General features: G+C 54.7%; 26 protein-coding genes. 8 read left to right on the top strand and 18 right to left on the bottom strand.

The genetic code is table 11. From position 1 onward, the window contains the following. Positions 1 to 166: 166 nt before the first annotated feature. The 6 genes from BT142_RS04735 to BT142_RS04710 form a co-directional block, all read right to left on the bottom strand. Entirely contained in the window at positions 167 to 997 is an 831-nt protein-coding gene (locus tag BT142_RS04735) for a hypothetical protein (RefSeq protein ID WP_072417065.1), read from the bottom strand. Further along, positions 994 to 1,890 (bottom strand): ABC transporter ATP-binding protein, encoded by an 897-nt coding sequence (locus BT142_RS04730; RefSeq protein WP_072417064.1) that lies wholly within the window; start codon positions 1,888 to 1,890, stop codon positions 994 to 996. Before BT142_RS04730 ends, BT142_RS04735 begins: the two co-directional genes overlap by 4 nt. Further along, positions 1,887 to 3,059 (bottom strand): TRAFAC clade GTPase domain-containing protein, encoded by a 1,173-nt coding sequence (locus BT142_RS04725; protein ID WP_072417063.1) that lies wholly within the window; start codon positions 3,057 to 3,059, stop codon positions 1,887 to 1,889. The genes BT142_RS04730 and BT142_RS04725 overlap by 4 nt, the downstream gene beginning before the upstream one ends. Before the next feature lie 542 nt (positions 3,060 to 3,601). Continuing rightward, on the bottom strand, positions 3,602 to 5,170 hold the full coding sequence (locus BT142_RS04720; protein ID WP_072417062.1) for an Hsp70 family protein: 1,569 nt from the start codon (positions 5,168 to 5,170) through the stop codon (positions 3,602 to 3,604). Positions 5,171 to 5,185: 15 nt separating this feature from the next. Next, positions 5,186 to 6,064: a nucleotide exchange factor GrpE gene (grpE, locus tag BT142_RS04715; protein WP_072417061.1), complete on the bottom strand. Its 879-nt coding sequence runs from the start codon at positions 6,062 to 6,064 to the stop codon at positions 5,186 to 5,188. A 24-nt stretch (positions 6,065 to 6,088) separates the two neighbouring features. Beyond that, complete coding sequence (locus BT142_RS04710; protein WP_072417060.1) at positions 6,089 to 7,903, bottom strand: TRAFAC clade GTPase domain-containing protein; 1,815 nt, start codon at positions 7,901 to 7,903, stop codon at positions 6,089 to 6,091. A gap of 250 nt (positions 7,904 to 8,153) precedes the next feature. Between BT142_RS04710 and argS the strand changes: the two genes are divergently transcribed. The 5 genes from argS (at position 8,154) to BT142_RS04685 (ending at position 13,694) form a co-directional block, all read left to right on the top strand. After that, a complete protein-coding gene (gene argS, locus BT142_RS04705) occupies positions 8,154 to 9,908 on the top strand; it encodes an arginine--tRNA ligase (protein ID WP_072417059.1) in 1,755 nt (584 codons plus the stop codon). 18 nt (positions 9,909 to 9,926) lie between these two features. Then, positions 9,927 to 10,367, top strand: a complete 441-nt coding sequence (locus tag BT142_RS04700) for a DUF3592 domain-containing protein (RefSeq protein ID WP_072417058.1) — start codon at positions 9,927 to 9,929, stop codon at positions 10,365 to 10,367. Between the two features lie 50 nt (positions 10,368 to 10,417). Next, positions 10,418 to 11,629 carry a hypothetical protein gene (locus BT142_RS04695; RefSeq protein ID WP_072417057.1) on the top strand — a complete coding sequence of 404 codons (1,212 nt, stop codon included), beginning with the start codon at positions 10,418 to 10,420 and terminating at the stop codon, positions 11,627 to 11,629. 96 nt (positions 11,630 to 11,725) lie between these two features. After that, positions 11,726 to 12,022 carry an Asp23/Gls24 family envelope stress response protein gene (locus BT142_RS04690; RefSeq protein ID WP_072417056.1) on the top strand — a complete coding sequence of 99 codons (297 nt, stop codon included), beginning with the start codon at positions 11,726 to 11,728 and terminating at the stop codon, positions 12,020 to 12,022. 22 nt (positions 12,023 to 12,044) lie between these two features. Continuing rightward, positions 12,045 to 13,694 carry a DAK2 domain-containing protein gene (locus BT142_RS04685; RefSeq protein ID WP_072417055.1) on the top strand — a complete coding sequence of 550 codons (1,650 nt, stop codon included), beginning with the start codon at positions 12,045 to 12,047 and terminating at the stop codon, positions 13,692 to 13,694. A 55-nt stretch (positions 13,695 to 13,749) separates the two neighbouring features. Here BT142_RS04685 and BT142_RS04680 read toward each other — a convergent pair whose 3' ends face one another. The 4 genes from BT142_RS04680 to BT142_RS04665 form a co-directional block, all read right to left on the bottom strand. Then, entirely contained in the window at positions 13,750 to 15,153 is a 1,404-nt protein-coding gene (locus tag BT142_RS04680; protein WP_072417054.1) for a M15 family metallopeptidase, read from the bottom strand. A 142-nt stretch (positions 15,154 to 15,295) separates the two neighbouring features. Next, positions 15,296 to 16,642 carry a hypothetical protein gene (locus tag BT142_RS04675; protein ID WP_072417053.1) on the bottom strand — a complete coding sequence of 449 codons (1,347 nt, stop codon included), beginning with the start codon at positions 16,640 to 16,642 and terminating at the stop codon, positions 15,296 to 15,298. 169 nt (positions 16,643 to 16,811) lie between these two features. Further along, a complete protein-coding gene (locus BT142_RS04670; RefSeq protein WP_084659345.1) occupies positions 16,812 to 18,494 on the bottom strand; it encodes an ABC transporter ATP-binding protein in 1,683 nt (560 codons plus the stop codon). A gap of 49 nt (positions 18,495 to 18,543) precedes the next feature. Then, positions 18,544 to 20,283, bottom strand: coding sequence for an ABC transporter ATP-binding protein (locus BT142_RS04665; protein WP_072417051.1), 1,740 nt, complete (start codon positions 20,281 to 20,283; stop codon positions 18,544 to 18,546). A gap of 91 nt (positions 20,284 to 20,374) precedes the next feature. Here BT142_RS04665 and BT142_RS04660 point away from each other — a divergent pair, with 91 nt between their 5' ends. Further along, entirely contained in the window at positions 20,375 to 20,911 is a 537-nt protein-coding gene (locus BT142_RS04660; RefSeq protein ID WP_072417050.1) for a phosphatase PAP2 family protein, read from the top strand. A gap of 20 nt (positions 20,912 to 20,931) precedes the next feature. Here the strand turns inward: BT142_RS04660 and BT142_RS04655 are convergent, their stop codons facing one another. From BT142_RS04655 to BT142_RS04620, 8 genes are all read right to left on the bottom strand, one after another. Beyond that, a complete protein-coding gene (locus tag BT142_RS04655; protein ID WP_242871919.1) occupies positions 20,932 to 21,291 on the bottom strand; it encodes a hypothetical protein in 360 nt (119 codons plus the stop codon). Positions 21,292 to 21,306: 15 nt separating this feature from the next. Then, a complete protein-coding gene (locus tag BT142_RS04650) occupies positions 21,307 to 21,975 on the bottom strand; it encodes a CPBP family intramembrane glutamic endopeptidase (RefSeq protein WP_084659329.1) in 669 nt (222 codons plus the stop codon). 59 nt (positions 21,976 to 22,034) lie between these two features. After that, the gene (locus BT142_RS04645; RefSeq protein WP_072417049.1) at positions 22,035 to 22,292 is read right to left on the bottom strand and encodes a DUF4321 domain-containing protein; all 258 of its coding nucleotides are present in this window, start codon (positions 22,290 to 22,292) and stop codon (positions 22,035 to 22,037) included. Positions 22,293 to 22,307: 15 nt separating this feature from the next. Then, positions 22,308 to 22,835: a S1 RNA-binding domain-containing protein gene (locus BT142_RS04640; protein ID WP_072417048.1), complete on the bottom strand. Its 528-nt coding sequence runs from the start codon at positions 22,833 to 22,835 to the stop codon at positions 22,308 to 22,310. A gap of 65 nt (positions 22,836 to 22,900) precedes the next feature. Then, positions 22,901 to 23,236, bottom strand: a complete 336-nt coding sequence (locus BT142_RS04635) for an FtsB family cell division protein (RefSeq protein ID WP_072417047.1) — start codon at positions 23,234 to 23,236, stop codon at positions 22,901 to 22,903. 124 nt (positions 23,237 to 23,360) lie between these two features. Further along, a complete protein-coding gene (gene yabQ, locus BT142_RS04630; RefSeq protein ID WP_072417046.1) occupies positions 23,361 to 23,777 on the bottom strand; it encodes a spore cortex biosynthesis protein YabQ in 417 nt (138 codons plus the stop codon). Between the two features lie 13 nt (positions 23,778 to 23,790). Further along, positions 23,791 to 24,087: a YabP/YqfC family sporulation protein gene (locus tag BT142_RS04625; protein WP_072417045.1), complete on the bottom strand. Its 297-nt coding sequence runs from the start codon at positions 24,085 to 24,087 to the stop codon at positions 23,791 to 23,793. Between the two features lie 50 nt (positions 24,088 to 24,137). Further along, entirely contained in the window at positions 24,138 to 24,575 is a 438-nt protein-coding gene (locus tag BT142_RS04620; RefSeq protein ID WP_072417044.1) for a SpoVA/SpoVAEb family sporulation membrane protein, read from the bottom strand. 318 nt (positions 24,576 to 24,893) lie between these two features. On the opposite strand from BT142_RS04620, the gene rpmG reads away from it, so the two are divergent. Both rpmG and secE read left to right on the top strand, forming a co-directional pair. After that, entirely contained in the window at positions 24,894 to 25,043 is a 150-nt protein-coding gene (gene rpmG, locus BT142_RS04615) for a 50S ribosomal protein L33 (RefSeq protein ID WP_072417043.1), read from the top strand. A gap of 19 nt (positions 25,044 to 25,062) precedes the next feature. Then, on the top strand, positions 25,063 to 25,362 hold the full coding sequence (gene secE / locus BT142_RS04610; RefSeq protein ID WP_072417042.1) for a preprotein translocase subunit SecE: 300 nt from the start codon (positions 25,063 to 25,065) through the stop codon (positions 25,360 to 25,362). The last annotated feature ends 38 nt before the right edge of the window (positions 25,363 to 25,400 follow it).

Genomic DNA, 25,400 nt, shown 5'->3' with positions numbered 1-25,400 from the left:
GCGGCTTTTGGTGAGGTAATGTTTGTCGGAGATGACTTCTCATTTTGAGGGGTCAGCTTCATTTGTTTTTGGGCTGCCGTCCCATATCCTGCCAAGCGCGTAGCCGTGCGAAGCTAAGGCGGGGCGCATTGACCCGCCTGATCTCCGGCGAGGACGAGGGGTATGCTTATATATCTATGCGTTTTCTGTTCATTATCGTTATTCCTGCGAGTACTGATATTGCTGCCATTCCTGCTGCGGCTATCACATCACCGATATTCGGCAATAACATTCCGCTTTGCAGCATCCTCACAAAACTTATCACCTTCGGCAGCCCGAAGTCCGTTCCGTACATGATCCTCATGTACCCGAACGCCGTCGGCAGTACAAGCACCGCCCCCAGCAGCGTCATCGCCGCCCTCAAAGGCTTCCCGTATGCCGCCGCGACCGCCGTACACATGACCGAAAACGCCGTCAGTTCGACCAGCTGACGCAGTATTATCCCCACGTCCTCAAGGTCCGCGATGCCGCCGCCCTTAAAGCCTGCCGTTATCCGCGACGCCGCCGTGAAGGCAGCAAGTGTCACCAGCGCGATGCCGAGCACAGCGATGATGTTCGTTACGCACATCGCCCCGAACACCTGCCGACGCTTCGCACCGCGGCTGACCGCGTTTGCCGCGCCGCCGTACCGAAGCACATCGGTGACGTTCTTCACGCAGACCACCGCCGCCACCGAAAGCAGACCCTCGGTACACAGCAGCCCCGTGATGAAGTCCTTCGTGCGCATCATCCTCAGCTGCATCACCGAGCCGAAACGCACGACCCCGAGTGTGTAGCCGCCGCCCGTGCGGAAGCTCGCAAGCGTTCCCTGCGGCAGTTCCCCCGAAAGCATCAGCTTCGAGAGCTGTCCTGCCAGCACCGCCCCGAACACCGCCATCAGAGCCGCGAATATCAGCTGCTCTGCATACCGCAGGCTGAACAAAGCCCGATAAATATACGTTTTCGTGAGCTTTTTCATGTGGCGTCCTTTCCGCTGATATACCATATGAGCATCTCTTCGCTGTCGGCGGTGTGCTGTGTGACTTCCGTGCAGCCCTCGATGAGGCTGTCGGGAACGTCCTTGTTCTTTGGCACGATAACGTCAACGTAGCTCCCCCTCGCGATACCGCAGAAGTCGGGATAGCGCTCGGCGAAAGTCTCGTCGTTCATGGCGCGGCTGCCGAGCGTGAAGCGCTTTACGGGCAGGGGGTCGCGTGCGAGGTCGGCGCAGGTGAGGGTGTGTGTCAGTCTGCCGCCGTTCAGCACGAGGAATTCGCAGCCCAGCTGTATCAGCGTGTGCAGTATATGGTCGGTAACGACTATGGTGACGCCCTCTCTTGCCAGTGCCGAGACTGTCATTTGCAGCTGTCCCGACGCTTCGGGGTCAAGCCCCTTGAAAGGTTCGTCGAGGAACACCGCGTCTGGACTTCCGACGAGTGCCCCTGCCAGCGAGAGCCGCTGTTTCATCCCGTAGGAGTAGCCGCCTGTCTTCTGCCCGAGAAAGCTGTCCGTCCCCGCAAGCGCCGAGACCCGTGACATCTCCGTGCCGCAGTCGCAGCCGCAGAGCATACACATTTCCCTCAGATAGCGCTCACCAGTCTGTTTCGGCGGCAGCTTGTCCCCCGAGAGCATCGCGCCCACGCGTTTTCTGCCTGCGGAAAGATCCTCCGAGCCGAAGAGCGTGATACTTCCGCCGTATTTCGGTTCGAGCCCGAGAAGGGTGCGTATCAGCGTTGATTTTCCTGCGCCGTTGTGACCGACCACCGCGTAGATGCCGCCCTTTTTCAGCTCGAAGCCGATATCGTCCAGCACCCGCTTTTTCCCGATGTCGAGGGTCAGCCCCGACGCCCTGAGCACGGTCTCGCCCGTCATATGATTATCTTCTTCTTATGCAGCAGCCACAGGAACGGGTCTTCCACGCGCTTTGAAACGATGTTCGGCACGCTCCTGCCCGTCTCTATGTCCGCGCCTATCGCCGAGAAACCGAAGAACTTCACCGTCTTGAACTGCTGTCTTGCCAGCATCACGAAGTTCTGGCACTCCCAGTGTGCCAGAAGACCCTCGACCTCGCTGCTCACGTTGTCGCAGTCCTCTTCCGAGAAGCCGCGCATGAAGTGGGGGCTCGGGTTGGTGATAACGCCGTCGGGGCGCAGGGTAGGGGAGTTCTCGATAAGGTCCCACTTCGAGAAGCCCACCGCCAGAGGGATGTCTATCTGACCCTTCGATTTCAGGTGGGAGTGGATGACCTCGACGGTGTTGTTCAGCACCTGTTCGTAGCTGACCGTGTTCACCGACCTGCGTCCCGAAACGCCGTTGGGGTTCTCGGAAACGAGGGTGTTGGCGACGGCAGGTATCTGTGTCGGGTCGAGCAGCAGTATTATCGCCGCCGAGTGGCTGATGTAAGGCGCGACATAGCGCATTATCGCCTCGTTCTCGAAGTTCTCGCCTGCCGCGTCGAAGAAGGTGAATGTTCTTGTTTTCAGCCTGTCGTCGGTGATGTCGCAGAGTATCGGCAGATTCGCGCCGACTATGTTTGCGTTCTCGTCGGGCTGCTTTGTTTTTGGCAGCACGATGCGCTTGCTGAACGGCGTCTCGAACCTGTCCTCGTACATCCTGCGCGATTCATCGGTGGTGAATTTTATCGAGCAGCCGAAAGCGCTCATGTACTGCCTCAGCTGTCTTATCAGCGTGCCGACATAGTAGCTCTTGCCCGAGCCGGGAACGCCGATGACCGAAATGACGATATTCTCGTCGGTCTTCGGCAGAACGCTGTGGCAGACAGGGCATATCTGCATATTGGTGTCGTCGCCGCACTTGTCGCACTTTACAAAGCCTTTTTTTGGCTTCGGGTCGGGGATGATATGCGGCTTGCGCTTCTCGGCAGGGTTCGTGATGTTGTGGTATTCCGCGTAGACGCTGTCTTCCTCAAGCGCAGCGGGACGGATGCACTTGCCCGAATTGCAGCGCCACATTATCTGCGACTTCGGGAATTTGTTGTAGCAGTATGGACAGATGACCTTGTCAAAATCGAACAGGCCCATTGTGGGATTCTCCTTGTAGTATCGCGAATGAGAGAAAAACGAAAAAGGACGTCCCTTTCGCGCTTTTCTCTCACTCTGTTTGTCTTCTTGAGTGCTGTTGAGTGCGGGTCTTACCGTGGTAGAACACCCTTCCAAAGACTTTTAATATTGTCGTCTGTTGGTTCTGGTCGGGAAGATAGACTCTCACCGTTTCATGAGAGACCGTCTGATCAATTCCTCAAATGAAGCGTAAACCACCCTTGAACGTCTTTTTGGCAAGGAGCAGACTAAGGCAACACCGCGCAACCTCCGGCTCGCGCCTTTGCACGTCATATGCTTGCATAAATTCCGTCATATTACCCAAATTCGGCTTGATGGGCGCTAATGAAAAATAGAATTACGATCTTTCCGACCTGCACAAAGTTGGGTAGAACTACCCAAAAGCCAAAAAGTATTAAAAGTTTTATGAAAGGGGTTTGGGGGATAACCCTTTTTCAAAAGGGTTTCCCCAAATATTACCCGCACTCACCCCTGAAAATACGCAGGCACAGGGGGAGCGTTTTTTACTTGGTGCTGTAAGCGTCGTTCTCGATGTTTGCGTTTACCTCGATATTGTTGGTGACGTCGATGCCCTTTACGTGGATAAGTCCGTCGTCGGAGATGGAGAGGGTAACGTCGATAGGTGCGCCCTGAGGCAGAGTGCCGTCAAGTTCGAGGACTGCCTGACCTATCTGGAGGTCGTCGTCAACATCGTAGTACTCATCGTAGTTGTTTGCCTGGAAGATGCGGATCGGGATACGGGTAGCGTTCGCTGTGTTGGTAGCGTAGGTAGCCGTTACCGAAGCGGGAAGCTGGGTATCCTTGAAGATAAGGTTGTTTATCTTCGGGGTGCCGTTGAAGAGGATGCGCACGCCGAGGCTCTTTGTGGCAACGGTCACGATGTTTATCTCGTTTTCGAGGGTGACGATGTTCTTGTAGGTGTCTATCTCCTCTTCGAGGCATACGAGAGCCTTTTCACCGCTGGAAGTGGTGCGCTCGGACTTCTCCTTCAGCTCCTCGGGGTCGGGGTTGACATACTTGTTGAACGCGAAGATAGCCGCGCCCTTGGATACCGAGTGGTTCGGCTCGTTGGAGTATATCTCAAGCTGGGGGAACTCTCTCTCGATTGCCTCGCGCACCTGCGGCATATAGGTGGAACCGCCCACCATGAGTATCTTTGTGATAGGCTCGCCGACTCTGTCGATGACAGTTCTTGTGAGGGAGATAGCTCGGTCGAGGAGTGCCGATGTAACGTCGTCGAACTCCTCGCGGGTGATCTCGATAGCGGCTCTGTATTCGCGGCTGATGGTAACTGCTACCGAAGCCTTCTGAGCCTGGGAGAGAACTATCTTGGCCTGCTCACAGCTGATGAGCAGATCCTGCTCGATGTCGGAATCGTAGCCGTCGCAGTAGCCTGTCTGATCCTCGAACTTCTGCTTTACGAGGTCGATGAGTGCGATGTCCCAGTTCTTACCGCCGAGGTCGTGGTCGCCTTCGGTGGTGAGGGTGGTGAAGTTGTTGCCCTCTATCTTCATCGCGGTGATATCGAAGGTACCGCCGCCGAGGTCGAACACGAGGATATTCTCGGGCTGTTCGGACTTGTTCATGCCGTAGTAGATAGCCGCAGCGGTAGGCTCCTCGATGATGCCGAGCACGTCAAAGCCCGCGTCGATACCTGCCTGAGCGGTAGCCTTTCTCTCGGGGTCGCCGAAGTATGCGGGCACGGTGATGACAACGCGCTTTACTTCCGAGTTGGTGTGGTTTGCGGCGTCCTCGCCGAGCTTCTTGAGTATCTCAGCCGAAACAGCGATAGGCGTGGTGGTCAGCTCGCCGTCGGCGCCGTAGTTGAAGGTAGCGTCCTTGCCGATACGGCTCTTAACGAACTGGATGGTATGGTCGGGATAGATGACAGCGGTGTTCTTTGCCGCCTGACCTACTACGGGGTCGCAGCCTGGTTCGAGCCTTACAACCGACGGTGTGGTGGTAGGTCCTTCCATGCTCGGGCAGGGGATGCACTGCATATTCTCATCAAAGTAGCTGATGCAGGAGTAGGTGGTGCCGAGGTCTATTCCGAATACATATTTTTCTGCCATTTTATTATCCTCCGTTTACTTGGATTTGTATACTGCGACCTTTGCGCGTAGCAGTATCTTGTTGTTGTAGGTGTATGTGCTGCTGCGGACGGACTCTATGACGCCGTTCATCTCGGGGTCGTCAGAGGGTATCGTCCGCACTATCTGATGCTTTAAGGGGTCCATCTTCTCGCCCTCTTCGGGACGTTCCATCTCAACGCCGCTGTTCACAAGCGAACCGCGTATCTTCTCCACGTAGTAGGAAAGGCTGCTGACCACATCCTCGTGACCCGTGGGTTCTTCGCTGGCGGCTATCTCATCGAGCAGTTCCTCCAGCTCCTTCGTCATCTCGATGCAGAGGGATATCATCTGCATGAGGAAAGGCGTGGCGAGCTTCCCGTAGAAGTCGTTCTTGTAGTTTTGCAGTTCCTTGTTGAGGTTGCCCTCGATAGTCTCATGCATGGTGACTGCGCGGTTGGTGTTTACCACCTGTGCGGTCAGCCTGTCGAGCCTTTCCCCCAGCGAATCAAGCTGTGCCTGTAAGCTCTCATTTGCGGCGAGGAGCGTATCGTTCTGTGCCGCGAGGGCTTCGTTCTTCGCTGTCAGCTCCGCGAACGCCGCGCGGTTCTCTTCGATCATGCTGTCGATGAGTTCGCGGCTGACGCTGTTCCCCGAAGTCTTTTTCAGTATCTCCTTTACCGACGGGGAAGGCGGATGATGGAGCGCAGGCCCGTTCGGGAAGGTGTCGAAGTAGCCGCCGTGACGTTCTTCCTCAGGTGCGCTGTTTTCTGTCTCTGTCTGTTCGGGGTATCCTGCGTTCTCCTCTTCGGGAGCGGTCACTTCTTCCGTCTCCGCGGGGGGAGCGATGACCTCGTCATCCGAGCAGAAATCCTGAACGTTTTTTTCTTCCGACATCTTATTACCTCCTTGTTTTGTCTGTTAATGAACGAGAGAATTCTCGATTATCTCGAAGTAATCCGACCTGTTCTGTGACAGGCGTTTTCTTGTGCTTTCGTCGATGTCATGGGGCACATCCGTACCCAGCAGCGGTGCGAGCTGGCTGTCGGAGCGTGCGGTTATCCAGTAGACTGCCGCCAGCACCTGTTCGGGCACGAATCTGACGGGTCCCTTTGGTATGCTGCCCGTAGCCGAGCAGGCGAAGAAATGCACATACTTGAAGTTCTGGTCAAGCAGCGTCACGGCGTTGGACTTGCCGTTCGCCGAAAGGAACTCGCGGCAGAGCATATCCATCGTATCGTAGCTGTCGCTGTAGACCTCGGGCTTTGCGTTCATGAGCTTTCTCGCGGCAGGCATACCGATGCGGTTCCTCAGCGAAGGAGTGTCCACCTTGTTTATGCAGATAGCCACGGGGATGGCGTATTTCTTGCCTTCGCGGGGCATATTCGGCAGCTTTTCGAGGGTCTCGCAGAACACCTCCACCAGCGTGTTGAAATCCATCTTTCCGACTCTCATGCCGCCGAGGTCGCTCTCGGAAGAGATTATCGACTGCAAGGTGTACGGGTCGATGACGAATATAACGCCCTCACTGAACGTGAAGTGTTTCAGGCTCTCCTGAGCGTTCGACTGCTCGAACACCTCACCGGGCATATCGTAGATGTGCATGAGTCTCGGCACCGAGAGCTTTTCGTGCTCGATGACGAAGTTGAAGGAAGTAACGTCGTACTCCTTGCCCGGGCGTGTCTCTGTTACCATACGCTTGCCGATGAAGCAGCTGCGTATCTCCTCGAACTCGTTCTCCATCGCCTTGTCGTTCAGCTTTATGGTGAGCCCGAGCTTTGTAGCTTCGTCGTTGAGGAAGCTGTAGAGGAACGCGGTCTTGAAGGTGGTCTTGCCCGCGTTCACGCCGCCGATGAGCGGTATGCCGAGAGGACGTGTCTCGGAGGATCTGTCCGACTTTCCGCATTTCGGGCAGGCGGCTGTGAGCTGACTGCGCTTTTTGCCGTCCGCACATTTGCCGCCTGCGGTAACGGGCAGCTTTTCAAGGCAGACGCAGGTGCGGTAGAAAATGCCGAACTTGCTCGGTCTGAGGTATCTGTGGGGAATGCCGCACTTCGGGCAGAAGTAGACGGGAAGGTCGTACTCCGCCTTGCAGAAGTCGCAGCGGTTTGTGATCTTCTTCGCCGAAAAGCTCGCTTTTTCCGCCGAGAGCACGGCAAAGAAGAATATCCTGTAGAATATGAGTATGATGACCGAAGAGACTACTATCATGACGCTCAGCACCGCCGAGACCACCATGCCGAACACAAGAAGCGAGATTATCGAGAAAACGTTCTTGATTATCGAGAAAGTCTTTCCGAAGAGGCCGCTTGAATCGGATATGTTGCTGCCGAATATCCTGAGTCTCTTCACACTGTTCGAGAATGTCTTTTTGAGGATGCTGCCGATGTCCTTGAGCATACCGCCGTTGAAATAGCTCGCCCGCGAGATGTCCTCGTAGAATTCGAACTTTCCGTCAGCCGTCCTCGGCAGGGTAAGGCGTGTGTACTGCGGCTTCGAGAACAGCGCCTTTCGGTCGTCGCTGACTTCCATCACAGCCGCGAAAAAGCTCTTGAATGCGTAGAATACGCCGATCACAGCGCCTACAAGACACATTGCCAGCAGCAATATGCCCACTATACTGATCGCCGCGACAAATACTTTCGACAGCAGTTTTACCAGCAGTTCGATGATGTATGCCACGACGCCGATGATTATCACAAGTCCGACGCATCCGCCGCCGTCTGAATTGCCCATTCTTTTCACCTCATACTTTCCGCATTTGTTTTAACTATGATTAAATTAAATGCGCTCAACAAAATTATTTTACCATATTTCAATAAAATTGTCAATATTATTTTACCATAATACAGGTTCAGCATTACCTCAGACAAGGTTCGGACTTATAACACCGATTTTGCGGAGAAATTTGAAAAACGTATTGAAAAAGCGATAATAATATGGTATAATGATAATGTTGACTATTGCAATAAACGGAGGAAAAATCATGAAAGCATTGACACAGATACTTACCGAAAAACTCTCGGCGGCGTTCGAGGCCTGCGGATACTCGGCCGACCTCGGCACAGTCGTCGTTTCCGACCGTCCCGACCTCTGCCAGTTCCAGTGCAACGGCGCGTTCTCGGGCGCTAAGCTCTACAAGAAGGCTCCGCGTGTTATCGCGCAGGAAGCTGCTGACAAGCTGACTGACGACGCCGACCTCGCAAAGATAGAGGTCGTAGGCGCAGGCTTCATAAACATAGACGTTTCTGACAAGCTGCTGCTGGGCTACGTTACCGAGATGCTCTCCGATGAAAATCTCGGCATCCCGCAGGCTGAAAAGCCCGAGACCATCGTCCTCGACTACGGCGGACCGAACGTTGCAAAGCCGCTCCACATCGGACATCTGCGTTCGGCAGTCATCGGCGAATCCCTCAAAAGGCTCGCACAGGCGACGGGCAGAAAGACCGTTTCGGACGTTCATCTGGGCGACTGGGGACTCCAGATAGGTCTTGTCATCGCGGAGCTGAGAGTGCGTCACCCCGAGTGGGAGTGCTTTAAGGAGGGCTTCGACCCTGCGAACTTCACCAGCCTGCCGCTGACCGCCGACGAGCTCAACGAGGTGTACCCCTTCGCAAGTGCAAAGAGCAAGGAGGACGAGGAGTTCAAGGCTGAGGCAAAGGCTGTCACCGCAGGTCTCCAGAAGGGCGATCCCGCGTTCATGGCACTGTGGAGAGAGATAATCAAGGTCAGCGTTGCTGACGTAAAGCGCAACTATGACACTCTGAACGTCAGCTTCGATTACTGGTACGGCGAGAGCGACGCGGAGAAGTTCGTGCCCCGTCTGCTGGAGACCCTCAACGCTCAGGGACTGCTCCACGAGAGCCAGGGCGCGATGGTCGTTGACGTTGAGGAGGAGACCGACAAGATCACCATCCCCCCCGTCATCATCAAGAAATCCGACGACTCGAACATCTACGCCACCACCGATCTCGCCACCCTCATCCAGCGTGTTGAGGACTGGAAGCCCGACAAGGTGTGGTACGTCGTTGACAGCCGTCAGAGCCTGCACTTCACGCAGGTGTTCCGCTGTGCGAAGAAGGCGGGCATCGTCCCAGAGGACTGCTCCCTCGAACATCTCGGCTTCGGCACGATGAACGGCAAGGACGGCAAGCCCTACAAGACCCGTGAGGGCGGCGTTATGCGTCTTGAAGCGCTCTACGCCCAGGTGTACGACTACGCACTCGACATCGTGGGCAAGTCCACCCACTCGGCTGAGGAGGACAAGGCGGACATCGCAAGGCGCGTGGCAGTCGCGGCTATCAAGTTCGGCGACCTCATCAACCACCGCATGAAGGACTACATCTTCGACCTCGACAAGTTCATGGCGGCTGAGGGCAAGACAGGTTCGTTCCTGCTCTACTCGGTAGCCCGCATCAATTCGATACTGAATAAGACCTTCACTCCCGCGGGCTTCGACTCCGCCGACGTTTACAGCGATTCCGAGAGGGCGCTGCTGCTGGGTCTCGCCATGAGCGGCGAAGCCTTCGGACTTGCGTTCCGCGACAGAGCGCCGAACATCGTCTGCGAGAACGCCTACAAGCTTGCCGAGCTGTTCGCGAAGTTCTACCACGAGAACCACATCGTTGACGAGCCCGACGAGAACAAGAAACGCGCATGGGTGAACCTCTGCTACGCTTCCAAGACGCTGCTTGAAAAGCACCTCGACATCCTCGGCATCGAGACGGTCGAACTGTTCTGATAAACAGGGGGACGGACGATGAGAGTTTACCATATCAGAAAACTGAATGACCCGCTGAGTCTGTTCGTGCTGGGAGTGCTGTTCATCGGAATAGGCGTTTTCTTCGGGATAATCTTATCAGGCAGGATAGCCGATATGAGAAAGCGCTGCACCGAGAGCGCGGAAGGCGTTGTCATCTCGGTCTCCGAAGGCAGGGACAGCGATGACAATGTGGAATACAGATACACCGTACAGTTTGAGGTGAACGGCAAGAAATACGAGAACGAGAAAAAGTCAAGCTCGTATGTGAACCAGGGCGAAAAAATGACCATCATGTACGACCCCGACGACCCCGAAAAAAACTATATCAAGGGGCACTACGTTGAGCCGAAAATGACAAGGATGGTCGGCGGCGTTTTCGGAGCCGCGGGCTTGATAGCCATACTTGTCGGAGCCAATAAGAAAAAGAGAGGGTACTGAACCCGAATAAATACGCAGAATGTAACTTTAGGATAATGGGGAAATAACTTATGAAGATATACAGAAGGATATTTTCGGCAATGCTGGCATCGGTGCTGACGCTGGGACTCGTGTCCTGCGGCTCAAAGACCGAAAGCACTGCCGACAGCAAGTCGGATAACAGCCCGAAGGCGGACAATGCCGACAGCACCGAAAGCACGGTCATCGACCTGAACGCAGCGCCCATCGACATCGACTATGCGACCGACGGCGCGGCAAAGGTCACGGTAGACGGCACAAAGTTCATGGTTGGGGACAAGGAGCTGTGGATAAACGGCGTCAACACCCCCTGGAACAACTGGAACGACTTCGGCTCGGATAAGTTCAGCTATGTGTTCTGGGATATGCACTTTGCGGAGCTTGAGGAAGCAGGCATCAACGCGAGCCGTGTGTGGATAAACTGCAACGACTGCGTGGGCGTTATACTGAACGAGGACGGCAGCTTCAGGGAGGTCACCGACAAGCACTGGCAGGACCTTGACGTGCTGTTCACTCTCGCGAAAAAGCATCATATCTACATCATGGCGACGCTGACTTCCTTCGACCACTTCAAGGATTCCAACAACTGCTACAAGAACTGGCGGAATATGATTACAAGCAGCGACAATATCGACAGCTTCGTGAACGGTTATGTCGTTCCCTTTGCCGAGAGATATGACAGCTGCGACTACCTCTGGAGCATCGACTTCATGAACGAGCCCGACTGGGTACACGAGAACGCCGAGAGCGGTCAGCTTTCCTGGGATGACATCTGCAACTACTTCGCGAGAGGTGCGGCGGCTGTCCACGAACACTCGGATATTCTCACGACGGTAGGTTTCGGCATCATCAAGTACAACTCCGACAACTACGAGGGCAACTACGGTGCCGACGATTACCTGAGCACCCTTTCGGGGAACGACAAGTCGTACCTCGACTTCTACTCGACCCATTACTACTACTGGGAGCACCGGTGGTTCGGATACCCCTTCGACAAGTCGCCGACAGAGTTCGGTCTCGACGGCACAAAGCCCTGCGTCATCGGCGAGGTTGCGGCAAACGACGTCTCCGAGTCGGGCGAGACCCTCGACACCAAGTACAAGGGCTGCTACGACAACGGCTGGAACGGCGTCATGGCGTGGACTTCAAACGGCGTGGACGCCTGCGGCGATATGAACGACATCAAGCCTGCGGCAGAAGCGATAGTCGGCGCTGCGAACGACAAAGTTCATCCGCTGGGCTGAGTCCGCAAGATGAAAATTTCGTGAACAGGCTTTACAAATCGGGATAATAGTAGTATAATAAAAATATATTTTCAGAAGAAAGGCGGCGTATATCCTATGATCGCTATCAGCAACCATCTGGGTAAGATAAATATTTCTAAGAGATACCTGCAAAAGCTCGTGACGAGTATCACCGAAAGCTGCTTCGGCGTTTCGGGGCTCGACAGTGTTGAGATAACCGCGGACGGAGACGCCGTGGATATCAGGCTCGGGATAAGGATCTCCGACAGCGTTAATCTGCCTGTCATATCGAACGCCGTTATCCATAAGGTCTCTTACGTGCTCACCCATGAAACGGGTATCGAAGTGAGGTCGGTCGTGATCCGCACTAACGATATTATGAGCTGGGAATAAATATTCGGGAGGAAAGTTACCTGTGAATTCTGTTATAGACGGAAAGACGTTCAGGGACGCGCTTATCAGTGCATCAAATGTTCTTTCCAACAAGAAAAAGTCCGTAGATGAGCTTAACGTGTTCCCCGTGCCCGACGGCGATACGGGAACGAATATGTCCATGACGATAGGAAATGCCGCACTGTCCTTGAAGACTCTGCCCGATGACGTTACCGTGGGTGAGGCTGCTGCCGAGACCGCTTCGGGAATGCTCAGGGGCGCAAGAGGCAACTCGGGCGTTATCCTTTCGCTGATATTCAGGGGTTTCGCAAAGGCTCTGAAGGATCAGAAGGCTATGACTGCCGAGCTCGTTGCAGAAAGCCTTGAAACTGCTGTAAAGGGCGCTTACAAGGCTGTCATGAAGCCTACAGAGGGCACTATCCTCACCGTTGCGCGTGAGGCGAGCGAAAAGGCAAGAGAGACTGCCAACTCCTCCAACGATCCGCTGATCGTGTGGGATGAGATGGTGAAGCAGGCAGAGGTCGCACTCGCGAACACCCCGAACCTTCTGCCCCAGCTTGCAAAAGCAGGCGTTGTTGACGCAGGCGGCAAGGGTCTCGTAATCGTGTTCAAGGAGATGCAGAGGATATTCGAGGGCGGCACTGTCACCGCTGCCGACCAGAAGAACTCTGCGGGCCCGACCGTCACCGTGGATTCCTTCTCGGATGTGGTCGGTATGTATGACACTGAGATACATTTCACCTACTGCACCGAAATGATAATCACCAAGTGCGAGGGCTGTGATTCCGCAGACGCGCTGAGAGCATACCTCGAAACTATCGGTGACTGCGTGCTGGTAGTTGAGGATGATGATATCATCAAGTTCCACGTCCACACCAACGACCCGGGACTTGCCATGCAGAAGGCTCTCGAATTCGGCTACATCAACCTGCCGAAGATAGAGAACATGAAGCTCCAGCACGAGACCAAGCGCAAGGACGTGGGCAACGGCTACGCCACCGCCAAGCCCGAGAAGAAGTACGGCTTCGTGGCAGTCGCGGCAGGAAGCGGCATCGAAGCCATGTTCACCGACGCAGGCGTTGACAGCATCGTCCGCGGCGGTCAGACCATGAACCCCTCCACCGAGGATATCCTCAGGGCTATCAATACCTGCCCCGCCGAGAACGTGTTCGTTCTCCCGAACAACAAGAACATCATCATGGCGGCTGAACAGGCTATGAAGCTCGTTGAGGGCAAGAAGGTCTGCGTGCTCCAGACAAGAAGCATCCCGCAGGGTATGAGCGCTATGCTGGCATTCGACCCTGACGCCGAACTCGCTGAGAACCGCGCAAACATGACAGCGGCTCTTGAGAGAGTGTCAACGGGTCAGGTGACCTTTGCCGCCCGCGACAGCGACTTTGAGGGTCACTCCATCAAGAAGGGTGAGATACTCTGTATGGAGAACGGAAAGCTCTGCTTTACCGAGAAGGACGTTACAAAGGCGGCTTACAAGCTGACCAAGCGTCTTGTCAAGAATGACACTTCGTTCGTAACGGTAATGTACGGCGCGGACGTTTCCGACGCTGCCGCAGAGGCACTCGACTCGCTGTTAAAGCGCAAGTTCTCGAACCTCGACATCGCGATGGTTCGCGGCGGTCAGCCCGTTTACTACTACATAATCTCGGCTGAATAAACAACAGACAGTATAAAGCAAGACCTGCGGGATCAGCTCCCGCAGGTCTTTTTTGTCAGTATCCGTAATTGTAGTCGTAGGTGTTGTAGTCCGCGTTGTAATCGGTGTAGCCGTTATCGTAGCCGTTGTCGTAGGTGTTGTAATCGGTATAGCTGTTGTCTGTTCCGTAGTCGTAGTTATTGTAGTCGGTGTAGCCGCCGTTGTCATAGTTGTTGTCGTCGGCGCTCTGGGTCTCCTCGGAGGAGGAGTCGGAGTACTGCTCGTACTTCTTCTTGAACAGCTCGTTATCGGGCGACAGCTCGTAGTCGGAAGTCACACCGAGGAATTCTTCAAGGCACTTGCCCGTAGCTTTTATCTTCTGCGCGTTCTCGACGCCCACGTAGCGGATGTGCCACGGCTCGTACTCGTAGCCCGTCAGTTTCTCCTTGCCCTTCGGGAAGCGGATGATGAAGCCGTACTCCGCGCAGTGCTCCTGGAGCCACTGAGATTCGGCGGTGTCGGCGAATGTGAAATCGGTGGTGTTGACGTCGATGCTGAGACCCGTCTGATGCTCCGAGTGTCCCGGGCGTGCGGAGACCTCATCGGCGCCTTCGAGTCCTCTCGCCGTAGCATAGCCGTCGAAAAGCTGATCCTGTTCGGTGTAGCTGCGGTAGCCCGAGCATATCCAGAGGGTGACGCCGTCGCTCCATGCCGCCGCCGCCATCTGATTGAATGCGGCCTCGCACTGGGGGTCGAGCCCGGGGTCGTAGGTCGAGGGCAGACCGTAGGTCTTGTTGACGATCATGATGCCGTCAACGTATGTAATGCCGCCCTGCTGGACTACCTCATGCTCACTTGCAGGGGTCGAGCCCTTGCCCTTTCCCTTGCCGCCTGCGTCGCTCATCGACTCGGGCAGATCTTTCAGCTCCTCGGCGGGTGCCGTGGGAGTGTTCGATGTGATGGTGAACGTATCACTGCGGTTCTTTTTCCTGTTGACGTGAACTATCAGCCCGATTATCAGCATCACGATGACGATAGCCGTCACAACGAGGAATATCTCGGCGTGCAGTCTGTCTCTTGCGAGCTGGTCGGCACGTTCGCGCTTTATCTTCGCGAGGCGTATCTGTTCGAGGGCGCGTTCGCGGTCGAACTCATATTCCTGCTGGTAGTCTTCCTGATACACGGGCTCCTGCACGTTGTAAACGGGCTCGGCGTATTCCTCCTGAACAGTTTCGTCCGACCATTCGGGGGTGCTGTTCCACTCGGGTTCGGCATCCTCGTTCCACTGTTGTTCGGGCTCCCGATATTCCTGCGGATCCTGATAGTCCTGCGGTTCGGGCGGGAAGTCATCCTCGTCGTCGCGGAAGGTCACGGTGTCAGCATTTTCGCGCTGATCGGCAGGTTCTGTATATCTACGCGAGTGTTCGCGCCAGTCTGTGTATCGCACAAAGTCAAAGTCATGACTGTATTCGTCTTTCATAAATAATTTCCTCAACTCTTTTCAGAAAACGTATATACATTATTATTATAGCACAATACGGTGAAAAAATCAAGTCCTCCCGTCAGACTTGTATTTTTTACCAAAAAAAGAGCCGAACTCTGCGTTCGGCTCTTAGTGTGTATCAGTCTTTTCCGGGGTTTCTGAGCTTCTTCTGTTCCTCTTCCATCAGCTTCATCAGCTCGTCGATGGTAGCGGCAGAATTCTTTCCGGTCTCTTCTCTTCTGGGTCTCTGGGGAGGTCTGCGTCTGGGCTGTGCGCCTGCGGGTCTCTGAGGCGGTCTGCGTCTCTGACCCTGAGCAGGTCTCTGCTGAGGTCTCTGAGGTCTGCGGACAGGCTCTTCGTAGCTTGTGTCCTCTGCGGAGGATACGGGAGCGGAAGCCTCGACTGCGTCGTGGGAATCCACCGCGTCGTCGATCATCTTCGATGCCTTCTCGTAGTAGGAAGGATCTACATAAGCGCCCGACTCGTCAACAGGCTCGGGCTCAGGCTCTGCAACAGGCTCAGGCTCGGGTGCGGACTTCTTGTGAGCGAACAGCTCGTGCGGGATGATGGGCGTATCGTCGTCCTCTTCCTCAGCTTCTTCAACAGGTTCGGGTTCGGGCTCTGCAACAGGCTCGGGCTCTTCAAAGAAGGGCTCTTCTTCCTGTACGGGCTCCTCGGGCTCTTCTTCGGCAGTCTCCTGACCGATGCCGAAGAACAGGTCAGCTTCCTTGGAAATGCTGTTCTCATCGGAAGCAGGCTCGGAGTAATTCTCGTCGAACTCTTCCTCGTAGTCAGCCGAAGGCTTTCCTGCGGAGGAATAAACTTCATCGCCCTCGCCGCCGTAAAGGAAGTCGTCGAGCGACATATTCGAGTTCTGCTGAGCGTCATGTAAGCGCTCCATCTCCTCGAAGTCCTCAAGGTCGTAGCCGTCGCCCGAGCGGTTAGCCATAGCGATGATGAGCAGGATGAGTATCATGAGCACGATAGGTGCCGCAAGACAAACAGCCATACCGAAAGGAGTTATCATGAATGAGATGATCTTGCCTGCGGTGAGGTAGTAGCTGGTAGCCTGACCGACGATGTCCGAGCTCTTGAGGTCGTACATCTTGTCGGGAGCTTTTTCCTGATAGATGGTGTATACAGCGTAGTCAACGGTATCGCCCTTCGAGCCGACCTCATACAGCCAGCCGACGGTAGTGCCGAAGCCTTCAACGTTCTTTGCGAGCATGGGCAGTCCGCATTTTTCGGACGAGGGCACGCCGTTAACGGCGATGACCAGCGAATCCTTGGGACAATCCTGCCCCATGTTGTCGGAATCCATTATAAAGAAGCTGTAGCCCGCGAGGGTAGCTACGCTGTCATCGTTCTTGAACACGCTTTTCAGACCGAATATCAGCAGTCCGACCAGCAGGGTGAACACAATGAAAAATATCGCTACATTTTTTGCGGCAGAGGATTTCTTCTTCCTCTTTCTGGACTTTGCCATTGTTTTTTACCATTCCTTCCTTGCCTGCCGGAGATAACGGCAGGACATAAAACGTATATTATATATTATAGCACATCTGTTTTCAAATTTCAACACCTTTTTGAAATTCTTACAAAAAATCATCATCTTTTCACAATTGACGACGTTGTGTATTTTCGGTATGTGCCGTTCATCCCTGAGCAAACTGCGAGTTGTACAGCTCGGCATAGGCGCCCTGTTTTGCCATCAGTTCGTCGTGGGTGCCCTGTTCGACGATGTGGCCGCTGTTCATGACGATAATGCAGTCCGCACTCCGCACGGTGGAAAGGCGGTGGGCGATGATGAAGCTCGTCCTGCCCTGCATCATCTTCCCGAAGGCTTCCTGTATCAGCAGTTCTGTTCGGGTGTCGATGGAGCTGGTCGCCTCGTCGAGTATGAGCATGGGCGGCAGGCTCAGCATTATCCTCGCGATGCAGAGCAGCTGTTTCTGACCTGCCGAGAGCGCACCCGTGTCGTCCGAGATGACAGTTTCGTAGCCCTGAGGCAGTCTGCGGATGAAGCTGTCACAGTGCGCCGCCTTTGCCGCGGCTTCTATCTCGCTGATGTCGGCGTCGGGCTTGCCGTATGCGATGTTTTCGCGCACCGTACCCGTCTTGAGCCATGTCTCCTGCAACACCATGCCGAATGAACGTCTCAGCGAGTTCCTCGTGACCTCGGCGGCAGGCGTCCCGCTGACGGTTATCACGCCGCTGTCGGGTTCATAGAAACGCATCAGCAGATTGATGAAGGTGGTCTTTCCGCAGCCCGTCGGACCGACGATGGCTATCCTCTGACCGCTTCTGACGTTCAGCGAGAAATCCTCGATAAGCGGCACTTTCGGGTCGTAGGAGAAGAATATATTCTCGGCGGTGAGCGCACCGTTGACCCTCTTTAGGTTGGGCGAGCGGCTGTCGTCGGTCTCCGCACGCTCGTCGATAAGCTCGAACACGCGCTTTGCGCAGGCGACCGCTCCCGTCAGCTCGGTGATAACGCCCGATATCTCGTTGAAGGGCTTGGTGTACTGGTTGGCGTAGGTCAGGAAGCAGGAAAGCTGTCCCACCGAGAAGCGTCCTGCGATGACCGACAGCGCACCGATGACGCCGACTGCCGCATACACCAGACCGTTGACAAAACGGGTGGCGGGGTTGGTCAGCGATGAGAAGAATATCGCACGGGTGCTGACCCTCTGGAGTTCCTCGTTCAGTCTGCCGAATCCCTCTTCGGCCTCGTCCTCGTGCGCGAACGCCTTGACGGTCTTCTGATTGCCCGTCATCTCCTCGACGAATGAAGTCACGTCGCCGCGGACGCTCGTCTGTTCCTGAAAGAACCTGAAGGTGTTCTTCGAGATGTAGCGTGCCACGAACAGCGAAACGGGTGTCAGCACCACGACGATGAGCGCTATCTTCACGTTGATGGTCAGCATGAAAACGAGCGTGCCGATGATGGTGACGATGCCCGTGAACAGCTGTGCGAACCCGAGGATAAGACCGTCGGATATCTGGTCAACGTCCGAGATAAGGCGGCTGATGATGTCGCCCTTCTGCCGCGAGTCTATCTTCGACAGGGGCAGACGGCTGAGGTTGTCGAACGCCGCGTCGCGCAGGTCTCTCAGCGCGGAGAAGGTGACCTTGTTGAGAAACAGCGTCATGAAATACTGTGACAGCGCAACGACCACGATGGTCACCGCGAACACGATGAGCAGCGGCACCAGCCCTTTAAAATCGACCTTGCCCTTCCCGACGATGAGGTCTATCGCCTGACCTGTCAGTATCGGCGCGTAGAGGGTCGCCGCAACGTTCAGCACTGCCAGCAGCAGCGCCGCCGCCAGCTGCATATTGTATGGTCTGAAGCTGCCGAGCAGTCTTTTGATGATGGACTTTGTGTCATTCACCGCGGCTCACCTCCTCTTCCGTGAGCTGTGAACGGCATATCTCGCGGTAAACGCGGCAGCTCTTCATGAGTTCTGCGTGAGTGCCCTGACCTGCGATGCTGCCGTCATCCAGCACGATTATCTTGTCCGCATTCCTGATGGACGAAACGCGCTGTGACACGATGAAAACGGTCATGCCGCAGGTCTTTTCCGCGATAGCCCGTCTGAGCGCCGCGTCGGTGGCGAGGTCGAGCGCCGAAGCCGAATCGTCGAGGATGAGTATCTCGGGGTCGCCCGTCAGCGCCCTTGCGATGGTCAGTCTCTGCCGCTGACCGCCCGAGAGGTTGCGGCCGTCCTGTTCTATCATATGCCTGAGCCCCTCGGGCTTTTCATGCACGAAATCCGCCGCCTGTGCCGTTTCGAGGGCGCGTTCTATCTCGCTGTCCGAAGCGTCTTTCTTGCGCCACTGCATATTCTCGCGCACCGTTCCCTTGAAAAGCACCGCCTTCTGCGGCACGATGCCGATAGCTCCGCGAAGCTGCGGGAAGGGGTATTTCTTTACGTTCACGCCGTTGACCAGCACTTCGCCGCCAGTCGCGTCGTAGAAACGCGGTATCAGGTTCACGAGGGTGGATTTTCCGCAGCCCGTACCGCCGATGATGCCGACGGTCTCGCCGCGCCCAGCCGTGAAGCTGATGCCCTCAAGAGCGCTCCGCTCCGAATCGCTGTAGCCGAAGGTGACGTCCCTGAACTCGACGGCAGGGGAGTCCTTCACCGCTTTCACGGGTTTGTTCCCTCTGTCGCTGAGGGTAGTGTGTATCGCAAACACCTCGCGTATACGCTCCGAGGAAGTCTGCGCCTTCGTCAGCGACTGTATCAGTTCGGCAAGGCGTATCAGCGACAGCAGTATCTGCGTCATGTAGTTGACCAGGGCTATGACATCGCCCTGAGTCATGCTGCCCGTGTTGACGTTCACACCGCCGAACCATATCAGCAACATGACCGCGATGTTCACGAACACGTAGGTCAGCGGCGACATCACCGCCGCCTCTCTTCCTGCTGCCAGCTGTCTGTCCTGCAATCTTCTTGTGGACTGCTTGAAACGCGCCCTTTCGTCCGACTGACGGGAGAAGGCGCGGATGACCCTTACGCCCGAGATGTTCTCGCCGACTATCATGGAGGTGCGGTCAAGACCCTTCTGTATCGCGCCGTACATGGGTACTGTTCGCTTGGTGATGACCCATATCACCGCCCATATAACGGGCGTGAACACGAGGAATATCAGGGTCAGCTTCACCGAGACGGTCAGCGCCATTATCAGCGCACCGACCACGATGAAGGGCGCACGAAGGAACAGTCTCAGCAGCATATTCACTCCCTGCTGAGCCGCGTTGATGTCAACGGTCATCCTTGTGACGAGGGTCGTGCTGCCGAGCCTGTCTATCTCGGAATGTGAGAGGGTGTTTATGTGCCTGAAAAGCGCCGACCTGAGCTCCGTACCGAAGCCCACCGCCGCCTTCGCCGCAAAGTACTGCGCCGTCAGCGAGGATGCGAGCCCCAGCACGCCCAGCATCAGCAGAAGTCCGCCCATCTTGTAGATGTAAGGCTTGTCCGCGCCGTGTATGCCTGTATCGATGATGCGTTTCATGACTATCGGCACTATGAGCTCGAATATCGCTTCGAGCAGCTTGCCGAGGGGCGCGAGCACGGCTTCAAGACGGTATTTTTTCAAATAACCGAACAGCTTCAGCATTTTTTTCTCCTTTTTGAAAAATGTCCTTGCAATTTTAAAAAAAGTGTGGTATAATAACTTTCACACTGTGAATGTTATATGGAGGTAACAAATGGAAAGCATCACAAATTTTGACTTTTCGGTACTCGACGCTTTACAGAAGATACATAGCCCGGTACTGAACGTCATCATGGCTGTGTTCACCTATCTCGGTGACGCAGGCATCCTGTGGATATTTCTCTCACTCGTGTTCCTGCGCGTAAAAAAGACGAGACAGATGGGTGCGGCAGGCGGTCTTTCGCTGGTGCTCGAAGTTTTTATAAGTGAGCTGATGATAAAACATCTGGTCAGACGGACGAGACCTTTCGTCGTACACGACTGGATAGACACCATCGTCCACAAACCGTCGAGCTACTCCTTCCCGTCGGGACACACCTGCACCTCGTTCTGCTTCTCGACCGCGGTATTCTGCTTCAACAGGAAACTCGGTCTGATATGCTACGCGGTCTCGGCAGTGATAGGTTTTTCGAGACTGTATTTCTACATCCACTACCCCACCGACGTGCTCTGCGGAGCGCTTGAGGGCGTGATACTCGGAGCGACGGCGGCGTTCATCGTAAAGAGATACGCGGCCGTCGCACCCGCATAAAGACCTTCCCGACAAGCAGGTCACTGCTTCGGAAGATCGATGATTATACCTACTTTAGCCAACGCCCTTGACACGGTACTGCTGTCAAGGGCGTATATTTCGCTCTGACCGCACTGCTTCTCGAAGGAGATGCGTTTCAGCTGAACGTAATTCTCCGAGTAGTCGGGCGAGGTGTAGACAAGCGCGAGTATGTACTCGTTCTTGACCGCGTAGTAGTTCACGGGGGTGAGCGAGAGTATCGCTTCGGGCGACTGCCGCATTTTCGCGCAGAGCTCGTCAAAGTCGCAGTCAACGTAGCTTATCTTGCGGCATTTCATGTCTCTGACGCGCTTTTTCAGCGGAGAGTCGTTCTCCGCCTTTTTTCTGAACAGACCGAACATGATAGTCTCCTTTGGTCAGCTGAACACGAACTCCCATACGTGTATGAGAAAATCGTACAGACCGTGCGCTATAATAAGGGACAGCAGTGTGCAGTGAGGTATCTTTTTGCGGCAGATGCACCATGCCGCGCCTAACAGACCCGTTAATATCATCTGCACGATATTGCCGCCGAACAGATGGAACAGCCCGAACAGCACCGACGAACCTGCGACAGCCGCCGTACTTCCGAAAATGCGCTCCAGTCTGCTGTAGAAATATCCGCGGAAGATGAACTCCTCTGTCAGTCCGATGCAGAAGATGCAGTTGATGAACTCGAATGCGAACTGCCACAGGTATTTGTAGCCGTATCCCGCGCTGACCGACTCGCCGAAGCCTGCAAGATGCGGTATCAGCGTCATCACTGCCGAGAACGCCGCACCCACCGCGGCGCCTGTGACTATCTGTCTGCCGAGCTTTTCTTTTTCGGGCAGGAACTCCCTGAAGCTCTCCTCGCGCAGTATCATTATCATGGCGGGCACGAGCATGAGCGCCCATCTCATCACGATGACCAGCGGCATACGCGCCGACACCGACAGCTTCATGGCGAAGGGCATACCGACAAAGAAAAGGGTCGCCAGTCCGCCCATCACACCGAAGAACGCCACAGCGAGCAGAAGGAGCTCGCTCGTTTTCTTTTTCTCCATTTGTTGTAATCTCCTGTCAAAAATATGAGGGCTGTGGCAGCCCTCACATTGGATATTTTTTAGCCGAGTCCCTTGCTGGTCTTTGCGTAGACGATAAGACCGATAGGAACGGTGATAAGCTGTGAGATAGTGAACCTCACAGTCAGTGAAAAGGACAGACTTATCACGTAGAGGTCGAAGGATAAACTGTCGAGCCCCAGTGTCTTGCCCCATGCGAGCCATCCGAGATACTTCACACCGTCGCAGAGATACGCCAAGAAAGCGCCAAGCACGACAGCTGCCAGCGTGAAGAATATAAATGCGATCGTCTTTTTCAAGTTAACCGACCTGCCTTATCTTCTGCGTGAAGAGCCGCGGCGCTTGTTCTCCATCACGTGCTTGAGATCGGAAAAACGCTCCTCGCTCGACGCTTTGAATTTTGCCATCATATCCTCGAAGTCCGCATTGCCGGATGTCGTCTGTTCGTAAACAGGCGGGGGATTCTTCGAGAAGTCCACAGGCTCGGGACGCTCTGTTCTGGGTGCTCTTCTTGCACCGTCGGGACGCTGACCGCCGTTTCTTCCGCCCTGCGGTCTTCTGTCGCCGTTCTGCTGTCTGTTGAAAGGTCTTCTCTCGCTTCTTTCGGGTGCAGGCTGAGCCTTCTTTATCGAAAGGCTGATCTTGCCGTCGCCCATCGAGAGTATCTTTACCTTTACTGTCTGACCCTCCTGGATGTGGTCTTTTATCTCGCTCACGTATGTATTTGCGATCTCCGAGATATGTACCATACCTGTAGTGCCCTTTTCAAGCTCGACGAATGCGCCGAACTTGGTGATGCCTGTTACTTTTCCCTCATAGATATTTCCTACTTCAAGCTGCATTGTTCTTTTCTTTACTCCGTTTCATTTTACTTCAGTGGTTTTTTACTTCATGTTTATGTATTCCGTCAGTTTACTTCCACGACGTAGAAGCGTCTTTCGTTGGGGTAAGCGTAGCCGAGTTTTTCAATGGCTATCTTCTCCATGTAAGCGCTCTCATCGTCGCTGGCGAGCAGACGGGTATACTCATCGTTGAGCATCCTTGCCTCGGTGATCTGTTCATTGATCTCCTGCTTCTGCTGTTTGTACTGTGCGATCTGTACCTGCTGAGTGATGATCGTTATCACCGAGTACACCACAAGACAGAACGCCGCAAAGCCGAATATCGGCTTGATGACAGGGGATCTTTCCTTTTTTCTCTTAGCCGCAGCCGCTGCTGCTTCGGAACGGTTCCTTTCATTCATGATTTTCACTCCAAGATTTTTTACACGATCCGCACGTTTTGTTTCCCGCTCCGTCCCGTGCGAAAACGGGCGGTACTTTTGATATATCTATACTATATTATTATAACTGTTTATTTTTTAACTTTCAAGTGCTTTCGGGCAATTTTTTTCTTGTTTGCAAATTTGTGTGAACTTTTACAAATATACCCTTCATAAAACGACACGATTTGTCTATTGCCACAATGACAGGCGAAGCCACGGTTTTTGCGGCTGCGCAGAATGCCGAAACCAGCAGCCGCCCGAGAGACGCGTGCCAGAGCGCCGCCCCGACCAGCATCCCAAGAAGCACGAACCACCTGTAATTATCGGTCTGCGAGAGGGTGAACAGGAAGAACACTGCTCCGAAAGCCAGCGAATACAGCAGGTCGCAGACGAATCCGACGGCGCGGTTCGGCAGCAGCCGTCTGACCGCTGCGAAAACGCCGTAGACCGCCCCGAGGAACACCCCCGTGACGACGGCGTTTTTCAGCACTTCGAGCTCGGCTGCCGTTCCGAGCTGCATGGGGGTCACGGGGTCACCTCAGCAGTCTGCCCAGCACGCCGAGGCGCTTTTTGGCAGACCTGTCGCCGTATACCAGCGCACGCACTTCGCCTTCGATGGTGACGCTGCCCGTATCGACGTTCATTTCGTTGACGTGCAGGTCGGCGCCGTAGACAGTCAGCTCGCCGCACTCGGTGAAAAGCCTTATCTGTCCCTCGTCGAAGCTGTCGGCATCGGTGACGCCGCTCAGGCTGAGCTTCATGCAGTCCTGCATCACGACGCTGTGCCTGCCTTTCGGACGCGGCTGGGTCTCGGGTCTCTTTTCGGGCATAAGATCAACTCCTTTGTTAGGAGTGTATGCGGCAGACCGCGGTTTCATGCTCAGCCGAGCAGCCTGTAGAGTATCCCGAAGATGACCCCTGCCGCAGTCCCGTAGAGGATGACGGGCCCCGCGATGGTGAATATCTTCGTGCCTACCCCCGTGACGAAACCCTCGGTCTTGTACTCGATTGCGGGCGCGGCAACGGCGTTGGCGAATCCAGTTATGGGAACGAGAGTGCCTGCACCGCCGTCCTTCGCGATCTTTTCGTATTTGCCGAGAGCGGTGAGCACCACCGAAGCGGCGATGAGCGTCACCGAACACCACGCCGCCGCCGATGTTTTGTCCGCACCCATGTAGCGGTACAGCTCGGTAACGGCCTGCCCGATAAGGCATATGGTGCCGCCCACCGCAAAGGCTTTCAGGGCGTTTGTCCGCCAGCGGCTGTCGCGGGACGCCTGTTCGGTCAGTTCGAGATATTCCTGCTTTGAAATGTTCATGCTCATGTCCTCCGTTTTTTAGGGTTAGTATTGTCGCAGAATGTGCTGAATATACCGAAAATGCGGAGTTTTTTGAAAAACGTGTGGTTAAAATTTACTGAAAGTTCATATTAGGGGTTGACAAAGGGCGCTGAGGTGTGGTATAATAGGTTTACCTCTTTATGAGGTATATTTTTTTGCGCCCGTTTTTGCGAAATGCGGTGCGCGGAAAATCGTAAGTTACCTCGATGGCGCAGGCATAAATGCGCCGCGGAGGGAGGCAGACCGCACCGTGCTTATGTTCTCGGCTCGGTGTAAAAATCGTCAGGAGGTGCCGACATGAGAGTAAAGATCACCCTCGCCTGCACAGAGTGCAAGCAGAGAAACTACAACACCAAGAAGAACAAGAAGAATGACCCTGACAGACTTGAGATGAAGAAATACTGCAAGTTCTGCAAGAAGCACACTCTTCACAAAGAGACTAAGTAATACGGAAGGAGCTTTTTGAATGGCAAAGAAAGCTGAATCCGCAGAAACAAAGTCTAAGAAGGACACCGCCAAGTCCGAGGGCAAGAAGGGCGCCGACAAGAAGGCAGCCGGCACCAAGGACGCTAAGAAGGGCGGAGCCAAGAAGTATTTCAAGGATCTCAGATCTGAGATCAAAAAAGTAGTATGGCCGTCAAGAGAGAAGGTAGTGAATAACACCGGCATAGTTATCGGCGTTATGCTCGTATGCGGACTTCTTCTGTTCGCTATCGACAGTTCTCTCAGCTTTGCGATAAACGCACTGCTCAACATCGGCGGTTAAAGGACACATCGCAGTTTCTGCAATGATTTTCGATATTT

It is taken from the genome of Ruminococcus sp. YE71 (genome assembly GCF_900119155.1).
Taxonomy (GTDB): domain Bacteria; phylum Bacillota; class Clostridia; order Oscillospirales; family Ruminococcaceae; genus YE71.
This window is presented reverse-complemented; position numbering and strand designations above follow the sequence as displayed.

Bases quoted from the DNA above. Each gene is read 5' to 3' on its own strand.
- BT142_RS04735 (WP_072417065.1), bottom strand. From the start codon at position 997: ATGAAAAAGCTCACGAAAACGTATATTTATCGGGCTTTGTTCAGCCTG.
- BT142_RS04730 (WP_072417064.1), bottom strand. From the start codon at position 1,890: ATGACGGGCGAGACCGTGCTCAGGGCGTCGGGGCTGACCCTCGACATC.
- BT142_RS04725 (WP_072417063.1), bottom strand. From the start codon at position 3,059: ATGGGCCTGTTCGATTTTGACAAGGTCATCTGTCCATACTGCTACAAC.
- BT142_RS04720 (WP_072417062.1), bottom strand. From the start codon at position 5,170: ATGGCAGAAAAATATGTATTCGGAATAGACCTCGGCACCACCTACTCC.
- grpE (WP_072417061.1), bottom strand. From the start codon at position 6,064: ATGTCGGAAGAAAAAAACGTTCAGGATTTCTGCTCGGATGACGAGGTC.
- BT142_RS04710 (WP_072417060.1), bottom strand. From the start codon at position 7,903: ATGGGCAATTCAGACGGCGGCGGATGCGTCGGACTTGTGATAATCATC.
- argS (WP_072417059.1), top strand. From the start codon at position 8,154: ATGAAAGCATTGACACAGATACTTACCGAAAAACTCTCGGCGGCGTTC.
- BT142_RS04700 (WP_072417058.1), top strand. From the start codon at position 9,927: ATGAGAGTTTACCATATCAGAAAACTGAATGACCCGCTGAGTCTGTTC.
- BT142_RS04695 (WP_072417057.1), top strand. From the start codon at position 10,418: ATGAAGATATACAGAAGGATATTTTCGGCAATGCTGGCATCGGTGCTG.
- BT142_RS04690 (WP_072417056.1), top strand. From the start codon at position 11,726: ATGATCGCTATCAGCAACCATCTGGGTAAGATAAATATTTCTAAGAGA.
- BT142_RS04680 (WP_072417054.1), bottom strand. From the start codon at position 15,153: ATGAAAGACGAATACAGTCATGACTTTGACTTTGTGCGATACACAGAC.
- BT142_RS04675 (WP_072417053.1), bottom strand. From the start codon at position 16,642: ATGGCAAAGTCCAGAAAGAGGAAGAAGAAATCCTCTGCCGCAAAAAAT.
- BT142_RS04670 (WP_084659345.1), bottom strand. From the start codon at position 18,494: ATGCAGCTGGCGGCGGCGCTGCTGCTGGCAGTGCTGAACGTTGCGGCG.
- BT142_RS04665 (WP_072417051.1), bottom strand. From the start codon at position 20,283: ATGCTGAAGCTGTTCGGTTATTTGAAAAAATACCGTCTTGAAGCCGTG.
- BT142_RS04660 (WP_072417050.1), top strand. From the start codon at position 20,375: ATGGAAAGCATCACAAATTTTGACTTTTCGGTACTCGACGCTTTACAG.
- BT142_RS04655 (WP_242871919.1), bottom strand. From the start codon at position 21,291: ATGTTCGGTCTGTTCAGAAAAAAGGCGGAGAACGACTCTCCGCTGAAA.
- BT142_RS04650 (WP_084659329.1), bottom strand. From the start codon at position 21,975: ATGGAGAAAAAGAAAACGAGCGAGCTCCTTCTGCTCGCTGTGGCGTTC.
- BT142_RS04640 (WP_072417048.1), bottom strand. From the start codon at position 22,835: ATGCAGCTTGAAGTAGGAAATATCTATGAGGGAAAAGTAACAGGCATC.
- BT142_RS04635 (WP_072417047.1), bottom strand. From the start codon at position 23,236: ATGAATGAAAGGAACCGTTCCGAAGCAGCAGCGGCTGCGGCTAAGAGA.
- yabQ (WP_072417046.1), bottom strand. From the start codon at position 23,777: ATGCAGCTCGGAACGGCAGCCGAGCTCGAAGTGCTGAAAAACGCCGTC.
- BT142_RS04625 (WP_072417045.1), bottom strand. From the start codon at position 24,087: ATGCCCGAAAAGAGACCCGAGACCCAGCCGCGTCCGAAAGGCAGGCAC.
- BT142_RS04620 (WP_072417044.1), bottom strand. From the start codon at position 24,575: ATGAACATTTCAAAGCAGGAATATCTCGAACTGACCGAACAGGCGTCC.
- rpmG (WP_072417043.1), top strand. From the start codon at position 24,894: ATGAGAGTAAAGATCACCCTCGCCTGCACAGAGTGCAAGCAGAGAAAC.
- secE (WP_072417042.1), top strand. From the start codon at position 25,063: ATGGCAAAGAAAGCTGAATCCGCAGAAACAAAGTCTAAGAAGGACACC.